Here is an 18,655-nt window from a genome sequence, read left to right as displayed (position 1 = left end):
AATGAAATATTTATTCATATTAATAAACATATCCTTTTGCATTCTTATCTCGGGATGCAAAATCACCGATCCCAACGCCGGATTTTCCAAGGGGATTCCATCTTCCTATTATGGAGAAAAAGATTCATTGAACGTTGCAAAAATCAATTGGAGAGAATACTTCAATACCCCCATTCTCATTGATTTGATTGACACGGCATTAAATCAAAACTTTGATATTCTTAAAGCTTTTCAACGAATTGAAGCTTCCAGAGCTGGCGTTAGATCTTCCACCGGAGCTTTGCTCCCGACTGTAAGTGGATTCGGTACAATGGCACAGAGAAGATATGGACTTTATACAATGGATGGAGCCGGTAACATTTCGACGTATATCAGACAAGATGAAATTGTACCAATAAACCTTCGTGATTATTACCTCGGTCTTCAAACAAGCTGGGAGGCTGACATCTGGGGAAAACTACGTAACAGAAGGAAAGCAGCAGTTGCAAGATTCTTAGGTTCCATTGAAGCTAAAAATCTTGTAGTAACCAATATTATTGCTGAAGTTTCAAATAGCTATTATGAGCTTCAGGCTCTTGATAACAGACTGGATATTTTGCGAGAAAATATAAAGCTTCAGGAAGATGCGCTAATGATCGTACAAACTCAGAAACAAGCTGGCATTACCAATGAACTTGCTGTAAAACAATTTGAAGGTCAGGTTTTAAATTCAAAAACCATGGAAAAAGAAACCCTTCAGGAAATCCTTGAGACTGAAAACAGAATAAACTATCTGCTTGGTAGATATCCACAGCCTGTAAGACGCAATAAAGATCAATATAAAGACTCGCTTGATTTTCTTGTCAATGTTGGGGTTCCAACTGACCTACTTGGAAACCGCCCGGATATAAGACAATCAGAATTTGAATTAAAGGCGGCCAAAGCAAATGTCAAAGCTGCGCAGGCAGCCTTTTATCCATCGTTGAACATTACAGGTGCTTATGGTTATCAGGCATTCAGAACAAGTTTACTGTTTACCAGTCCGGAATCCATAGCTTATACAATATTCGGAGGACTTACAGCCCCATTACTAAACAGAAGTCAGATAAAAGCAGAATTCCAGAATGCTAATGCTGCACAAACAGAAGCTTTGTATAATTACCAGCAAAGCATCATGAATGGATATATTGAAGTGTACAATGAATTGGCAAGACTAAAAAGACTTCAGGAGATTCACGACCTGAGAACCAATGAATCTCTTGCTTTGAGTCAGTCAGTAGATATTTCAACTGAGCTTTTCAGATCAGGAAGAGCTACCTATCTTGAAGTGATCATTTCACAGCAGAAGTCGCTTGATGCACAATTACAACTTGTGGAAGCAAGAAAAAGGCAGAACATGGCAAAGACCAATCTTTATAAAGCTCTTGGAGGTGGCTGGCGATAAGAATTTATAAGAACTTATTTAATACTACTAAAAGAGACGCCAAGCATGGCGTCTCTTTTTCGATAACAGGTCAATGAAAAAAATCTCATCATTCATTCTACTATCTAAAAAATCATTAATCACCATTCTGAAATTAAGAACATCGCAAATTGTGCTAGCTTGAAAGCATATCTATTATAGAAAAGGAGACGCCAGCATGGCGTCTCTACAAAATATCAAAATTTTAATTATATTGATTTAAATTTCAATTAATTCAGATGAAAATATTGGTAATAACCGGCCCCCCTTACTCGGGTAAAGGAACACAATGCGAAATATTGAAAAATGAACTAGGCTTTCGCCATATCTCAACGGGAGATAGAATCAGATTGGAAAAAGAACAGAATACCGAATTCGGGATAATTGCGAATGAATATGAAAAGAAGGGTGATTTGGTACCAGATTCAATTATGAAAACTTTACTTGGAAAGATTGTTGATGAGAATATAGAGGAGACGGGTATTATACTAGATGGATATCCTAGAACAGAAATTCAGGTCGACACGTTGATCGATCTTTTTAAGGAAAAAGGAATGCTAATTGACAAAGTGATCAACATAGAAGTACCAAAGGATGAATTATTAATTCGTGCAAAAAAGCGTGCTGAAACATCTGATAGAATAGACGATCAGGATCCCAAAACTCATTTTAAACGCATCAATATATTTGAATCGACAACACGACCTGCTATAGAATACATGAAATCTAAATTGAATGTCATTTCTATTGATGGATCAGCAAGCATAGAAGAAATAACGGATAAGCTAAAAAAGGTAATTTATACCTAACCCTTTCTTCAATATCTGGACTAATGAAAAAGAATCTGATTATATCCATAACATTCATTTTGTTCTCTTGTATCAATAAAAAGGATGATGCTAGTGCTGTACATCAAATCTATGACACATTAACTCCGCTACAATCATCTTTCATTTTTCATGATAATGATTCCATCTACAAGCAATCATTTAAGGCTGTAAGTAACGTAAAAAATGACTGGTTGTACTGGAAAATTAACTTTTTTGAAAACAATAAATTAGAACAGCAAATAATCGATTCAATAAAAGGATTAAGTTACCTGGTAAAAGCAGTAGATTTAAATAATGATTCAATTGGGGAACTTGTATTTGTGACGGGCTATTTTAAAAAAGGAACAGATTCAACTGAATATCTAAAATGCCGTATTTTTTGTTATACCAAAGAAAGCAACAAATGGATTTGCCAGGAAATACCTCCACCTTCGGATAATCTACAAAATGAAAATTCGAGTGAAGTTGTTGAAGTTGGGAAGAAGTCTATAATCAGGAAAATCAGAAACAAAAGTGGAATTCAAAAAAGAATAATCTATGGCTTGAATAATAAAGGTAAACTATTTATCAGATAACTAATTGAATTAAAAGTGTCTCAAAACGACAATATTAATACTTAATTCAAGACTTTATCTTCCTCCTTTAACGGATTTGTAATAGCATCAAAGTGGTCATCATACCTATTATCCAATGTATTCATCCATCTATCCCAAAATAAAAAATACAGGCCAAAATTATTTTTAGAATACTTGTGATGCATGTTATGTCCAACAGAAGTGTTAAGCCATCTTCCAATTAGTGTTCTATTAAACCCCTTCGGGTACAACTCAAATCCTAGATGTCCATAAACATTAAAAAAGATCTGAAATAAGAAAAAAAATAAAAATACGTGAATATGGACAGGAATTATAAAAGCTATTATAGGCACAATCGCAGCTTCAACAATAGACTCTAAAGGATTAAAGGCATAAGCAGACCATGGACTTGGATTATATGCTCTGTGATGAATACTATGAAAGATCTTAAAAAATGAAGGTAAATGCATAAATCTATGTGTCCAGTAAAAATATGTATCATGTAAAAAAATAACCAGTGGTATTGAAATAATGTAATATAAAATACCATAATCTGAAATATTATAATAGACTAAAGTATATTCACTGAAAACAAAAAACACCAATGCACCACTGAGGCCTAGTATGATCATTGAAAGAAAGGAATAAAATATATCTCTTTTATAATCATCAAATTTGGGATACTTTTTTTGAATCTTTCTTGAGTAAAAAAATCCTTTAAATAAAATATAGAAAATTAAAAACGCAGTACCACCAAATAAGAGATAATCTTTAATAGTTTCAAGTACTGAGATGTACCAACCATAGAAAAACCTGTCCATAACCTTAATCCTGATATTTTAATATTTAATATGATCTTATAAGGAATCAATAAATTTTTTCTGAAAAGCATATTCAAACAAACTTCCCAAATTTTTCCGTACATCCGGCGATTCAAGATCATTCATAACAGATTCCAACAGATTTGTTGCAAACTCTGTTTTTCCGCTATGAATATATCTATTAAACTGCTCTCCTACTATTTTATAATACAGTTGCTCTAACTGATTTTTCTCTTCTGGCTCTTTCATTACAATCATATAATCTTCAAAGTCAAGACAATTAAAAATGATCGATCCGATTTCGGCAATAGTAACGCCACAATTACTAACGATATTTAATTCCGTAATATCGTCTCTTTCCATTGCCCGCACTATTGCCTTTGCAGCATAATCAACTGGAACTATATTTAATACAGAGGAATTGTTAGCGGAAATTCTTATCATTTCCATATTTCCATTACTTCTATTTTTCATAGAATAAAAAAATCCACCGACCAAATAAAAGGTTAGAAACTTAGGCATTACGAAATAAGGAGCATCCATTAATCTGCCACATATAATACTGGGTCTAAGGATCTGATAGCTTATCTTCTTTTCAATACAGATTTTACTCACTTCATGTTCTGTTTCCAGTTTAATCCTTTCATAATGATTTCTGAATTTTCTTTTATTGAAATCTAAACCTAAAAATTCATCATCTATGATCCCCTCCCTTTCTCCAGATGCAAAAGCTGTACTTACAAAAATGAATCTATCTATTATTTCTTCAAGTTCTGTAAGAAGGTTAATTGTAGGAAGGTAATTATTCTCATATATCTTTTCTCTGGTTGATTTTTTTGTTCCCAAATCTACAATACTTGCGAGATGTATAAATACAGCTTTTTTGGTTAAACTTTTAAGAGTCTCAGAGAATAATCCAGGCGTTTTGAGATCAGCGTCGATGATATGAATCATGCTTAGTAGCTCTCTCTTATCATATGCTTTTATATAATCAGGAATGAGATCGTCATCAAAGAGTTTTTCAATTCTCTCTGAAACATTCAAAGATTTGATGGACCTTGACAACAAAATAATTTTTCCACTAAGTATTTTTTCTTTACGCATTCTTAGCAATTCATAAAGGACATGACTACCTAAAATACCGGTAGCACCAGTCAAAACGTAATCGCGATCCTGGTATAACATAACTTATTTATCAGAAATTAAAACTAAAGAGGTAATTGATGAAGAGCCTAGCAGTAACTAATTCGGCAGTATAATTTACTTTACTAATACAGACCTGTCTGTTTTGATCCATACTTCTGGCTTTTTAAGAAGATAACTATCAATTAAAGCCATCATAAACGGATAGGTATGAGCGATCATGTAAAATGAAAAAAGAATAAGGTAATTAAAATTAGACCATTTACTAACTCTCCAAAAACCTATACCAAATGTGAAAATGCAATTCAAAGACAGAATAAATATTGGCCATTGCATTTTAAATGTTATTAATTCAATCAATCCCAGAAAAAAATAAACCTGTAATAAACAGAAACAAAATACAACAAAACCATCAAGTGTAAACTGAATAAACTGAACTTTTGTTCTGAAGTCCAGCATATAGCTGTCTTTATGAAAAAGATGTCTGAACATTGCGCTCCATAATCCTCTCATCCATCGATATCTTTGGTTGTAAAAGTTTTTGTAATCCGGAGTTGCTAATTCAAATGTTGTAATATCACAATTGTACGCAATACGTTTTCCGCTTTTATAAATGCGGTAAGATAATTCTACATCCTCTGTAAGCATTTCAGTATTAAATCCACCTAGATCAATGAGATCTACTCTTCTGAACATTCCCCCGGAACCTACAAATATGCCTATTGATTTTCCTGGATATATGCTTTTACATCTGAAGATATACTCCAACTCCAACATTTTAGTCAAAAGATTGACGCTTCCGTTTCTTACCAGACTGGCAGACTGAACGCAGGATACATCTTCATACTCAAAACTTTTAACCATATTTCTAAGTATATTTTCATCTACCAAATGATCCGCATCTAATATTAATATAAACTCACTATCTAACCTTGAAATCACAGAATTTATAGACCAGGCTTTACCTTTGGAACTTTCATTACTTTCCAAAATTATATTTGGGAAAACTTTTCTTAACTCTTCCACCTCAAAACAGGTATTATCTGAAGATCCATCATCAATGACAACTATATTAAAATTATCCCTAGGATAATCGATCTCACATAAAGATCGTAATGTATCTCCTATCACATTTCCTTCATCTTTTGCGGCTATTACGATGGACACAGAGGGCTCAAATGTAAATGGATCATTTAAGATCTTTTTTTTCTTTAATCCTCTAATAGAAAAAAAAGTATAGAATAAGACATTAATAACAATAACTGCAGAAAGAATAATTGAAATGATTGAAACGCCTATCTCTGAAAAGATAAAAACTCCTGCCAATAAAAAAAGAACTAATGAAAAGTATTGTTTTGATAATAGTCCTTTTTGCAAATAATAGAAAACAGGAAATAAGAACATAAGCAGACACAAAAATCCCATGAATCCATAAAAGTAATTCATGATCAATAAAATATAATACATAATATCCATAGCTAAGGAATCAATTGCTGCTGCAGGCAAACAGATTCTACATATTTTTTATATGCGGGAGACACTTGTATAAACCCATTTAATACAAGATCATTAACACTAAATAATTCTTTACTTCCGGGAGTATCTATAATTAAAGACTTATCATCTCCAATTTTCTTATAATACTGATCATACTGACGTTGAGCAAACTTGATGTATCTATTTGTTTTCCGGCTTTCAAGTACTTTTTCTTTAAAAGATGGAGTAAATTTATAGTGGTACAAAACACTAGACACATCAGCTACTTTGGATTTATTACAATAATGAGGATTCGTAACAGGTTCAAGCTCACCATCTAGGTATATAAGCGGATGTTTGGTCAACAGGTAATGACCGGCAACATTGCTGGAGAAAAGGGTCTTCCGTATACCACCAAAATAACATTTAATATCGTTAGATGATAACTTATTATAATTGCAATAAGCAATCACATCAGGAGCATAATAATCTTTCTTTTCTATATTTGAAATATCATAAAACCTGTATGATTCTTTCAAATTTATTTTTTCCCTATTACTAAAGATAACTTCTTTAGTAAACATATCCAGCATGTAGCCTGCCATAGAAGTGTATCGATTTCCGGATAAATACCCAAGCAGATCTTTCAAGGAAATTTTATCAGAATCAGGATAGTCGAATAGTTCATCAATATCAACGTTCAGGCACCATCTATTTTTACTATGCTTCTCTATAACTAATCTTCTGATATCATTTTCATAAAATTTATGAAGCAATGAAGTTTGGTAAATTGTAACATCCTTTTCTCCTCTCAAAAGATCTAATGTATCATCATCAGAGCCATTATCAATAAAGATAAAGTGAGCAATGCCCATTTGACGGTAGTGCATTAAGAAAGTTTCTATATACTCAGAACCATTTCTTAAAAGACAAACCAACCCACATTCATCTTCACCCCATTGTATATTACTATCTCCAAAATAATGATGAATGTAGCTCATCAATGATTGATTGCTTTCAAATTCTGGAATTGTAATCCTATATCTTAATTTTTCCCAAAAGTTATATACCCTATTTTCATTGTCCAGATTAACGCTGCTATGCTTAGCAGTATCTATAAAGAAGTTCGAAAAAGCTTTTGATGTAAAAATCCACAAAAGCAATAGTCCCTGCCTTTTATGTCCTTTGTGAAATATAGTATAAGGATAACAAACCTTAGCAGGATTATAGTCAATTATAGAAACCAGGATCGTTTTAGCATTACAGCAGTATTGAACTAACATCCCTTCATCATCCAAGGGGTCTGACAAATAAACAATTTTGCTTGATTCTATTTCTTTATAAACCTTCGTAAGGTCCTGGCAATTAATTATTCTTAGTTTATATTTTGTTAAAGCAAATAAACCAGCTAACACTCCTACTTCTCTTATAAAATCCCATAGTGAATAGGGCTTCTGAGAAACTATAAGTAGCTTATCAGATTTGACAGACTCAATATACTTATCTTCAAGATTTATATCTTCAGGCACAAAAAATTCTGTAACTTTAAATCCTGATTGCAACTCAATCCTTTTGCTTAAGTTATATGAATTCCCAAAAATATAATCAGCCTCTGTAAGAGCTCTCATCCATAAATTTGTAATAGCAAAAGACTCCTTGATGATTAAAACCAACAATAAATCGGGATAAATATTTTTAATCCTTAATAACTCTTGTATATAAATACTACAATCCGCATAGATATCTGCTATAATTAGATCATAGGTTAAATTATGAGAATTGATATTAACTAATTCTTTCCATTTAATATAATCAGCCTTTAGCCCCTTTATCCATGCAGCATTAAGCTTTATATCTGATGTTAAATAGGCAGTCCTCATATTTAAACCAGTTTCACAACTTGTTTATCAGTGCTATCAGCAACCAATTGATACATATCAACATACTGACTGGCTATATTCTTCCAGTCACATTCTCTGACTACTCGTTTTTTAGCTCTTTCTGCAAGCTTCCATCCTAACTCAGCACTATCCATTAACAATTCAATTTTCGCTGCAAGGTCATTACTATTGCCAGGCTGAAAAAAAAGGCATTCCTTATCCGTAAGCATTTCTCTCACACAAGGAATATCTGAAGAAATAATCGGAACGCCTGCTGCTGCTGGTTCTAAAATCGAGTAAGGAAAATACTCCAGTTCACTAGGCATTATAAAAACATCGCTCAGACTGAATAAAGTATTTCTTTGGGTTGAATTAAGCCAATCTAAAATAATAACGCCATCTTTAATCCGTTTAGCAGCTTTATCAATCTTCCACATGTAACTATACCACTTCATTTCCCAGCTAATCCACTTCCTTCCCCCAAGTATAAACTGTACTCTTCTTCCTTTTTTTAGTAAAATCTCAGCAGCATCTAAAAAGTATTCCAGGCCTTTTCCATGTGCCCAACGAGACATGCAAGAGACCACAAATACGTGATCTTTCAATTTCCCCTTAATCTTTCTTCTAAATTGCATATCGTCTTCATAAAAATCATCTAAATTTACCCCATTAGGAATAATCGCAACGTTTTTTTGTACAGAAAGCTCATCATATGAAGATTTCAGATAATCAAAGGATGTTTTATTTAAAACATGAATAGAACTGGCAGATTCAATCAATTTTTGCTCACACTTAAAAAATGAATTGGGATTAAGTCTGATTCCTTTTTCATATTTAATAAGACTGTGAATACTATATACAATCTTCAAATCCGACAACTCCTTATTCACTCTATTAATAATATTCCCAATTATCCAGTGAACACTAAAAAACTGGATCAGATCATATTTTTCATTCTTTACATGTCTTATAAGACTAGTACCATATCTGAATGGATATTTCGCTATCAACTTTCCATAGCTATTTTTATCACACCTATATACTTTCGCTGATATAGACATGATTTTGGGATCAAAATAAATATGGTAAACATCAACTACTAAATGATGGCGAAGCTCTTGCGTTAAGCCATTAATGACTCTTCCGAGCCCCCCAAGAACATGTTCTCCAAATTCAAACGTTACAAAAAGTATTTTCATTTTTTTAATAAAAAAGAGACAATCATATCAACACTTTATAATCACTACGTTTCATATACTCTTTATATCTTTCAGAAACCACTAAAAATCCATTTTCTATCAATTCATTTACATGTCCAAGAATTGTTGCATTGACAGTTTTAATACTGATATTTTTGTTCCTCAATAAATAATTATAATAAGCCCTATACTCATCCTGTGAAAACCGAACATAATTATTTTTATTATTGATTTCATTTACTTTACTGGCAAATGAAGGAACAAATTTATAATGATATAGAACAGAGGTGACATCAGATAAATTAATACGATCAGAGAAGTGAGCATTTGTGATAGGCTTGATATGATCGTCAAGAAATATCAGAGGATGTTTTAAAAGTATTGTATCATGCTTAATTCCCTTAAAAACGGACTTTCTCACTCCTCCCCAATAACTGAATATAGCCTCATTTTTATTCGAATTCCATTGGTTATAGGCAACATTCCATGAATCAAAATAAGGAGATTTCCTCACATTGGAGATATCAAAATATTTGAATGTAGCTTTTAAATCCAGACCTTCCGAATCATAAGTCATATGATCTTCAGTGCTGAACATATCTAACATGTATGCAGCTACAGCATTAAAACCATTCGTTCTATTGTATTGAATAAAGTCATTAAAAGAATATTTATCTGATAAAGGAAAATCAAATAACTCATCAATATCCACTACCATACACCACCTGCCTTTACAATGCTTTTCTACTATATACCTCCTAATTTCTATTTCAAAATATTTATGAGGTAAAACAGTTTGATAAATTGTTACATCTATCTCATGGGTAAGAATTGAAAGTGTATTATCTTCAGAGCCATTATCAATAAAGATAAAATGAATGATTCCGAGTTCTCTATAGTGTTTAAGAAACGATGATAGATGCTCTTCACCATCTTTAAGCAAGCATACAATTATACATTGTTCCTCTTCATACTTTATTTCAACAGGGCCAGATAAATGTTTGATCTCATTATTAATACTGAAATTATTATTGTAAATAATTTCTTTTGATATCACAGGCTGAGAACAAGACTGTATCCCAACCAACTTTAAAAAACTATCCTTACTATTTCCCCAGTTAAAGTTCAGGACATTTTTCAGAGCTGTTTCTTTAAAATAGTTCCTGAAGGTTCGTGATGAAATGATCCACTTCAATATCTCTCTCATTCTAGACATATCACCATGAGGGAAAACATTTAGAGGAAATATTACTCTTGCAGCTTCATATCTGGCAGTTGAAATCATAATAGAACCAGCCACAGCACATAAACAAGCAACTCTGCCGCCATCATTAATATTATCAAGAGTAAGAACATATCTGCTTTTCTTTATAGACTCCCCAATAATCCTTTCCTCATCATAAGGATTAGTAATTTTGACATTAAAAAAAAGAGACAATAACCAATAAGTATATCCAAGTTCTCTTTTACATTTTTTTATTTTATCTGATAAAATCAAAAAAGTATTCTTCTTTACTTTATCTGATATCTCATTATTAAAAAAATCAAAATCAAATGGATGTGCTAAATCTTTAGCCAGAATTCCCGTCTTTTCATAAATGTCATTTTTGATAGAAAGATCACAGGCTATTACCTGATCAGCAAGAGAAAGTAAGCATCTGTACTGATCAAGATATTCTTGCGCCTCAGGCAGATATGTATTCAATGACAACACTAACAAGGCATTTCCTTTTAGAAAAGGATTCTCTCCTATTTTCTTTATAAATTCAAACTCTTCATCGCAACACAGTACATGTATTATATCAAATGTTTCGGATGAATGAACCTTATAGCAAAATTCATCAGGAGTCAAAACACAGGTATCAAATGCTTTTGCCCATTGATAAAATCCCGATTTTTCATTCCCTTGACTTCCAGAAGATACTATGCAATATTTCACAACAAATAATATTAAACTGCTGAGTAATCCTTAACAAATCTCTTAAAAGCATTGCTTATGACTAAAAACCCTGAATCTATTAACTCGTCTATATGCCTCAATCGCTGAGTATAAGGGGTATGGATCTTAAATATTTCATTCCCTTCCATAACTTGATGATATGAATCATATTCATCCTGGGTAAACTTTGCATAGTTACCCTGACTATGCGATTTCGCAACTTTAAATTTAAAAGATGGTATAAACTTATAATGAAGTAAAACACCTGTTATGTCTGCGACCTTTGCATTGTCTGAGAAATGAGCATTAGAAACGGGAAATAATGACCCGTCGGGATATATCAGCGGATGTTTGGTAAGTATTGTATCCTGTTTTAATGTTGGGAATATATAGCTTCTAACACCTCCCCAATAGCATGAAATTCTTTTATTTCCGAGTATATTGCTCCTGTTATAAGAAATATTAGTCTGGGCAAAATATGGCTTTCTTTTGATATGGGAAATATCATAAGAAGTATAAATTTCTTTGATATTTTCAGGATCAAAATTTTCTAACGCTAAATCTTCACTAGAATACATATCCAGCATATTCGCAACCATTGCATTGTATCCTGATGATTTGAGATACTGAAGTAACCCCCTCATGCCTATCTGATCCGATAGAGGAAAGTCAAACAACTCATCTATATCAAGCAAAATGCACCAGTTAAACTTACAATGTTTCTCGACCATAATTCTTCTGATATCATTTTCATATAGCTTATGAGGTAAACTGGTCTGATACACTGTTACATCATCCTGTTGAAGTAAGAGGTTCATAGTGTTATCATCTGAGTAATTATCAACGAAAATAAAATGTTTACAGCCCAGATTCCTGTAATGTGATAAAAAAACAGGCAGATGATCCTCTCCGTCTTTCAACATACACACAACCCTAAATTCATCATCACTAATCGGGAAAGGAGCAACTCCACCTATTAATTTTATTTCATTTTCAATTGAAAGCTCATTCTCAAAACTTCTAACAACATCTATCTTATTAAGAGAGCGACTTATTCTAGAATAATTAATCAGATTAAGTAATTGATTCAATTTGTTTCCTCCCGATTCTCTTATAATATTAATTCTTGCACTTTCCTTAATAAAATCATCATAATCCTTTGATTGAAAAAGCCACTTCAGCATGTATTTGGGACCTGAAGAATTCTCTGGATTGAATACTGTATATGGATACATACTTTTGGCCCCATCAACAGATGGATGAGCTATAAGTATAGTGCCGTACAAAGCTGATAATATAGTTATCTTTCCTTTATCAAATATTGGTTTGGGGACATAGACATATTTACTTGATTGGAAGCAATCCTGCAATGAACTGTCAGAAGCATTGGCATCTATCACTCTTAATGTGTATTCCGACAATATTTTATTAGCAAAGAAACCGAAAGTCAGAAATAACCTTAGGACTGAAAAACTTTCATCTATAACAGTAAAGTACTTTTTTTCCTGATAACTCTGTACAATTGAAGCTTCTAAAAAGCTAATATCAGTGGGCGAAGTCAATACCCTGTGGATTTTCCCAGCCAACTTCTTTCCAAAAAGTTTTAAATACGAATCATTGCAAAATAGTATCAGATCAAATAAATCAAACGATACAGAGTTCTGATCAAACTTTTCACTTAGTTTATTTTCAAAAGACAAAATGATTATGACATCTGGAGAAAGTCTTTTTAGCTTTTCAGTCAAATCTATATTTAGGCTAATTGATTCTTCATCAAATAAAAAGTGAATTACATCAAAGTTATCTTTTTCATGCAGCTCAATAATATCTTCTCTACTTGCGAATACTCCACTTGTAATGTGTTTCCACTGATTAAAACCAATAAATTGACCATCTGGGTTTTCCTGAACAATTGCATACCTCATAGGTCTTGTACAGGGTTTAATGCGCTTTGGTACATTTCCATATACTTTATTGCGATCTCGGACCAGATAAAATTCGCTTTAACTTTCAAGCTCCCATTTCGGGCTGTTAACAATGAACGCTCACTATCATCTAGCATGATTTCAATTTTAACGGATAGATCATGACTATCTTTTGGATTAAAAAATAAACAATCCTCTCCATCTACAAGAAACTCTTCAAGGCAATCAATTTTTGATTGCACAAGAGGAACTTCACAAAACAAAGGTTCCAATGATCCATAAGAAAAGTATTCCAATTCACTTGGCATTACAAATAAATCAGTAGTTTCAAAAAGTGAATTTCTCTGAGCCTCATTAATCCAACCTAATACGATTACAGAATTTTTAATTCGCTCAACTTTCTCGTCGATCATTCTAACATATTTATCTCCCTCTGTTTCCCAACTTTTAGATTTCCTTCCTGCTAATACCAAAACGACATCTTCTCTTTTCTCAAGAAGTAATTCCATAGAATCTATAAGAAATTCGAGGCCCTTTCCATGTGCCCATCTGGATGATGAAAATATAATCTTCTTATCAGGACCAATTTTATTTTTTAATGATTGTATAAATGCATCATCTTTATTAACAAATGACTTTCCTTCCAGCCCATTTGGTATAATTGAAATATTATCATTCTTTGAAAACTCAGGATAACATATTTTAAAATATGAATGAGATGATTTATTCAGGAGATGGATCCTGTCAGAAAGTTCAAACATTCTTTTCTCACAATCTAACAAACCATCAGGATTTCTCCTTATAGACGTCTCCTTTTTAACAAGATTATGAACGCTATAAATCAGTTTACTACTGTAAGATTTCTCTTTCAATTCTTGCATCACATCAGCCATCAGATCCAGCACATAGAAAAAATGAATGATATTATAGTTTTCTTTTTCGATATGCTTTATTATGTTATTCTTCGTCGCTAGCCTCATCCTTTTGAAAGACGCTGCATAGCTGGCCTCGTTGCACCTATATACATCATATAGATTAATTCCGATAAAGGATGGATAAATATGAAGAACATCAAGTTCAGTGAGTTTGCATAGTTCGGGAGCAACACCGTTTATCACACGACTTAGTCCACCAGAGACGAAATCCTGAAACTCATATACAACAAAAAGTACTTTCACTTATACTATCCGTTTTAACTTTAATAAAAAAGCATCAGGCTTTCTCATAATAAGACTTCACAACTTGCTCTAGCTTCACAGACTCAATTGTGATGTCACTTATAGGCAATTCATCAATTACCTGATAAAGCTTTTTATGAATTGAATTGGTATTCTCATTGAGTTCCATCTGAATACTATAATCACCAGTCTTTATATATGAAAAACCGTCCAGTGAGCACTCGTCAACTCTCTTTAACAATTCTATTGAAATTAATTTATAAGAAGCATGAACTTCCAGCAATTCATTCACAGAGCCTTTAAAGAGAAACCTGCCCTTATCAATCAGACTGATTTTATTACATAAGCTTAAAACATCCGAAATATCATGAGAAGTAAGCACTATAGTTGTGCCTAATTCTTTATTAATGTTTTTTATTGCAGACCTCACCTGATCTTTTGATATCAAATCCAGGCCTATTGTAGGTTCATCCAGAAAAAGTACTTTAGGGGCATGTAGTAAAGAACAAATGACTTCACATTTCATTCGTTCCCCCAGAGACAGGTTTCTTACAGGTTTTCTGATTATAGACTCAGCATCAAATGCTTTTATTAAGTATTTCAAATTTTCATTAAAAAAACAGGTCTTAACGGAATAAAGATTTTTATATAGGATAAATGTATCAATTGCAGGAAGTTCCCACGTCAGCTGGGTTTTATGACCAAGTACAACCCCGATATTCCTCACATATTTGATCCTGTCTTTCCAGGGATTACAATGATTAATCAATGCCTCTCCTTCAGTCGGATAAATCACTCCTGAAAGTATCTTCACCAAAGTAGATTTCCCAGAACCATTCCTTCCTATCAGCGCATGAATATCTCCTTGTGTCACTTCCCAATCTATCTGATCAAGTGCTTTTATATATCGATATTCACGGCTTATGAAGGATTTTAAAGAACTGATTAAACTTGAGTTATCAGCACTACTAACCTTATATGTTTTAGATAAATTTCTTACTACAATCATATTATCCTCCTGAGCTCGTATATTTTTTAACCTGATACTCCCAGAATAAAACTGCACACATGAAAAATAACAAGCTTGTTATAACTGAATAAAAACTAATTTCATCTACACCACCAAGCAATACCTTTGATGGAATATGTATCCACAAGGCTGACGGAAAAATCACCAGGAAAAATATCTTTCCAAAGCCATGGTATAGGTCAACCGGAAAAGAACCGAAGAAGAAAATTTTATCCAGCACTTCCTGAAGTCTATCCATTTTAATCAACAGAACAGTTAATGCACAGTAAATAATAAGCAGAGAAACATAAAATACTATTCCGCAGAACAAAAACAAAATAAACAGAAGCAATGTATACCAGGACATCTGTATTCCTAAACGAAAAGAAACAATCATGATACCTGCGAAACCTGCCACCACCGTTAGGAAAGCGAACACATCCACTCCTCTTGTAAATATTGAAACCAGCGGATGATGAGGCCAAAGAAAAACTCTATCAAATCCACCATGCAGAACCTCCTTGCTGATATTATTTCTTACACCTCCAAATAAAAATTCAATAATACCGGTCCAGAATAGAAGAACTGCCTGAAATAAAATAACCTCTTCAACAGTCCAGCCAGGAAAGCCATTTATTCCCTTAAAGATAAAAAACTGAAATATTGGCAATGCCGTATTATAGCATAATGAAATAATCAGAGTGATTATGAAATTCAATCTGAATTCAATGGCTCTCTGAAATTTATTCTTTATATCCAGCCCGAAAAGTTTAATTACTCTCATTGCTTATCCTCCAACAGACATATAGGATTTCATCGTTCTATTCAGAACAGTTCTTGCGATAAAGAAGAAGACTAATATCCATATAATCTGCAGCATAAAGCAATTAGAAAACACTCTCCACATCCCTATATTAACCTTTCCTAACAAAAATTGAACGGGCGTATAATACAGATAATGGAACGGAAGCAACAATATTATTTTCTTTAGTATTTCCGGAAAGAATTCTATAGGAAATGCAGCCCCTGCAAAGATGTTAACAATGATAAATTTAATACTATTAAGGAATGTTAAATTATTCAACTTAAAAGATAAAATGCCCATAGTAAAGCCCATCAGAAAAAACTGTATCAATGCAAGAACCGATAATATCAGATACTGACATAAACCTGTAACAGACATAAAATCCGGAAAACATATGAAATAATAGATCAGATATACAGGAACAAATTCAATAATAGCTGAAAGTATCTTTTGGGAAGCTAATTGAGAAAACTCCCACGCCATGATTGAAAAGGGCTTCAGCAACTGGACTTCAAACCCACCATACAATACTTTCTCATTGATACTTTTGTCAATATTATTCCAGACCAGATAATAAAAGAAATGTATCGATCCGAAATACCATATCATTTGAGGCAATGTATATCCTAAGAGCGTTTGTTTGTGATTGTATTCATATATTCCCTTAAACATGAGCGTATGGAAAACCATTATCAACGGATGCAAGAACAGAGATAGCAATAATGCACCTCTGTATTGCAATACCTGTCGCAGATGATGTGTGAATACATGATAAAAAACACTCATTCTAATTTTTCAATTTAAGCTTCTTAATTGTCATTTTATAAGCCCAAAAGGATTTCAAAGTATAGAATTCTTTAAAATGCATCCACTCTCTGTCATCCTTTCCCACCTTTTGAATCAGACAGAGATTATTCTCTTCTATCTTAATGTATTTATAATCTTTCCGGTTGTTTTTGATAAAACTCTCAACCATACAAGTGCTTCTCATCCAGGTGTCATGAAACAAAATAAATCCTCCCGGATTCAGCAGAAGATCTGAATAATAGAAATCAATAAAGATTCCGTCAAACTTATGATCACCATCAATAAATACAAAATCAAAACGTCTGTCTTCTTTTAACAATTGAGGAAGCACCATATGAGAAAAGTCTCTGTGCAATTCCAAATGTTGACTTAAGCCAATCCTTCCGATATTATCAACTCCTATATTTTTAAAATCATCCTGAAAAGGATCTATTGCTACATGATGTCCCTGAGTTGCAGACATTATGTAAGCGCCAGACTTCCCATAAGCAAAACCGATTTCAAGAGTACTTTTTAAATTATTATTCTTAATAAGGTTATGCATGAATTCTCCATGATGATCTTCAACTGAAGTTATTTCATTCTCTTTAGGTATTTCAATGACATCTTTGATTTTAATCATAATCTAAAGCAAGTAGGGTATATATCATTTTAATTGTAGCAACTATCATATTAAATATTTAAGCCCCCCTACAGGCATTGTTTACAGGCCCTATAGGAGATCATAACTTAAAGAAACATTCATCAAGGTATTTAATAAAGGAAATGAGACATTCACTTTCCTTTTCTTTTTATCTATAAACCTGATCTCTCCTTTCAAATTTGAAAGTGGACCAGATGTTATTACTATTCCCTCTCCCTCTTTATAAGCCTTAGATATACCCACCTTGCCTGTGTGGTCTGACAAAGCTAATAAAAGGCGCATTTCATGGACATTCACCTCTGCAGGTTCTCCTTCAAACCGAATGATTTTTGCATAAATCTCTTTGAAATTGTCCTTTAGCAAATGCAATACTTTCTCCGGATGTTTATGAACAAACAAATAGCCCGGAAACAAAGGCTTTTCAATCACTAAATACCTTTTATCCTTATAATGCAGCAACTCACGGGAAAATGATATGATAGGATAATCATTACCTAACTTCCTTTTAACAAAACGGACAAAATAATCTGTTTTATGATGATCCACATGCAACACATACCAGTTATTGTATATTGCCGCCTCATGGTAGAATAGATTTGTATCTTCCATAAAAGAGATGCTTATAAATGTGAATGATTTTTGAATTGTAAAATTCAAAGCTCTGCTAAAGAACAGTTAATGTTCTGACTATAATAATCAGCAGATGTTTGCGGTAGGTAATGCTGTAATTAAGTAGTACCACTCTCGGTGGATTGACAAATCAAAGATCATCAGTTTTTTCATCGGAAAAAATACGAACTACTGAACGGTCAAAATCGGAAGATTAACGGCTGGGAATTCTGTTTAAACGGTCTAAACATTCTATGAATACTATTAATAATCATATGAATACAAAAACTAAATCTGGAAATTATGCAAAACAAAAAGCACTTGTTTTTTTAACTCCAGACATTTTTTAAAACTCACTTTTTAATAGATAACTTT

The 18,655-nt window shown here is 32.8% G+C and carries 16 protein-coding genes; 3 read left to right on the top strand and 13 right to left on the bottom strand.

Annotated features, from left to right (window positions below):
• The first annotated feature begins 1 nt into the window (after position 1).
• The 3 genes from J7604_RS21195 to J7604_RS21185 all read left to right on the top strand — a co-directional run bounded on the left by J7604_RS21195 (position 2) and on the right by J7604_RS21185 (position 2,846).
• Positions 2 to 1,423, top strand: a complete 1,422-nt coding sequence (locus J7604_RS21195) for an efflux transporter outer membrane subunit (RefSeq protein ID WP_293900476.1) — start codon at positions 2 to 4, stop codon at positions 1,421 to 1,423.
• 257 nt (positions 1,424 to 1,680) lie between these two features.
• Complete coding sequence (locus J7604_RS21190; RefSeq protein WP_293900473.1) at positions 1,681 to 2,250, top strand: nucleoside monophosphate kinase; 570 nt, start codon at positions 1,681 to 1,683, stop codon at positions 2,248 to 2,250.
• A gap of 23 nt (positions 2,251 to 2,273) precedes the next feature.
• Positions 2,274 to 2,846 (top strand): hypothetical protein, encoded by a 573-nt coding sequence (locus tag J7604_RS21185; RefSeq protein WP_293900470.1) that lies wholly within the window; start codon positions 2,274 to 2,276, stop codon positions 2,844 to 2,846.
• Positions 2,847 to 2,887: 41 nt separating this feature from the next.
• Here the strand turns inward: J7604_RS21185 and J7604_RS21180 are convergent, their stop codons facing one another.
• From J7604_RS21180 to J7604_RS21120, 13 genes are all read right to left on the bottom strand, one after another.
• The gene (locus J7604_RS21180; RefSeq protein ID WP_293900467.1) at positions 2,888 to 3,667 is read right to left on the bottom strand and encodes a sterol desaturase family protein; all 780 of its coding nucleotides are present in this window, start codon (positions 3,665 to 3,667) and stop codon (positions 2,888 to 2,890) included.
• A 36-nt stretch (positions 3,668 to 3,703) separates the two neighbouring features.
• Positions 3,704 to 4,852 (bottom strand): SDR family oxidoreductase, encoded by a 1,149-nt coding sequence (locus J7604_RS21175; protein ID WP_293900464.1) that lies wholly within the window; start codon positions 4,850 to 4,852, stop codon positions 3,704 to 3,706.
• A gap of 75 nt (positions 4,853 to 4,927) precedes the next feature.
• Complete coding sequence (locus J7604_RS21170) at positions 4,928 to 6,256, bottom strand: glycosyltransferase family 2 protein (protein WP_293900461.1); 1,329 nt, start codon at positions 6,254 to 6,256, stop codon at positions 4,928 to 4,930.
• Between the two features lie 32 nt (positions 6,257 to 6,288).
• The gene (locus J7604_RS21165; RefSeq protein WP_293900458.1) at positions 6,289 to 8,166 is read right to left on the bottom strand and encodes a glycosyltransferase family 2 protein; all 1,878 of its coding nucleotides are present in this window, start codon (positions 8,164 to 8,166) and stop codon (positions 6,289 to 6,291) included.
• Between the two features lie 2 nt (positions 8,167 to 8,168).
• Positions 8,169 to 9,365 carry a glycosyltransferase family 4 protein gene (locus J7604_RS21160; protein ID WP_293900455.1) on the bottom strand — a complete coding sequence of 399 codons (1,197 nt, stop codon included), beginning with the start codon at positions 9,363 to 9,365 and terminating at the stop codon, positions 8,169 to 8,171.
• A gap of 22 nt (positions 9,366 to 9,387) precedes the next feature.
• A complete protein-coding gene (locus tag J7604_RS21155) occupies positions 9,388 to 11,304 on the bottom strand; it encodes a glycosyltransferase family 2 protein (RefSeq protein ID WP_293900452.1) in 1,917 nt (638 codons plus the stop codon).
• Between the two features lie 11 nt (positions 11,305 to 11,315).
• Positions 11,316 to 13,229 carry a glycosyltransferase family 2 protein gene (locus J7604_RS21150; RefSeq protein ID WP_293900449.1) on the bottom strand — a complete coding sequence of 638 codons (1,914 nt, stop codon included), beginning with the start codon at positions 13,227 to 13,229 and terminating at the stop codon, positions 11,316 to 11,318.
• On the bottom strand, positions 13,226 to 14,407 hold the full coding sequence (locus tag J7604_RS21145) for a glycosyltransferase family 4 protein (RefSeq protein WP_293900446.1): 1,182 nt from the start codon (positions 14,405 to 14,407) through the stop codon (positions 13,226 to 13,228). The genes J7604_RS21150 and J7604_RS21145 overlap by 4 nt, the downstream gene beginning before the upstream one ends.
• A gap of 34 nt (positions 14,408 to 14,441) precedes the next feature.
• Positions 14,442 to 15,416: an ATP-binding cassette domain-containing protein gene (locus J7604_RS21140; RefSeq protein WP_293900443.1), complete on the bottom strand. Its 975-nt coding sequence runs from the start codon at positions 15,414 to 15,416 to the stop codon at positions 14,442 to 14,444.
• Position 15,417: 1 nt separating this feature from the next.
• On the bottom strand, positions 15,418 to 16,200 hold the full coding sequence (locus J7604_RS21135; protein ID WP_293900440.1) for an ABC-2 family transporter protein: 783 nt from the start codon (positions 16,198 to 16,200) through the stop codon (positions 15,418 to 15,420).
• A gap of 3 nt (positions 16,201 to 16,203) precedes the next feature.
• Positions 16,204 to 17,007: an ABC-2 family transporter protein gene (locus J7604_RS21130; RefSeq protein ID WP_293900437.1), complete on the bottom strand. Its 804-nt coding sequence runs from the start codon at positions 17,005 to 17,007 to the stop codon at positions 16,204 to 16,206.
• 1 nt (position 17,008) lies between these two features.
• Entirely contained in the window at positions 17,009 to 17,650 is a 642-nt protein-coding gene (locus J7604_RS21125) for a class I SAM-dependent methyltransferase (protein WP_293900434.1), read from the bottom strand.
• Between the two features lie 90 nt (positions 17,651 to 17,740).
• Complete coding sequence (locus tag J7604_RS21120; protein ID WP_293900431.1) at positions 17,741 to 18,280, bottom strand: transcription termination/antitermination NusG family protein; 540 nt, start codon at positions 18,278 to 18,280, stop codon at positions 17,741 to 17,743.
• Between the last annotated feature and the right edge of the window lie 375 nt (positions 18,281 to 18,655).

The organism is Sporocytophaga sp. (genome assembly GCF_017745095.1).
Lineage (GTDB): Bacteria > Bacteroidota > Bacteroidia > Cytophagales > Cytophagaceae > Sporocytophaga.
Note: the sequence above shows the minus strand (reverse complement) of the source record. Positions and strands in the feature narration are given on the sequence as shown.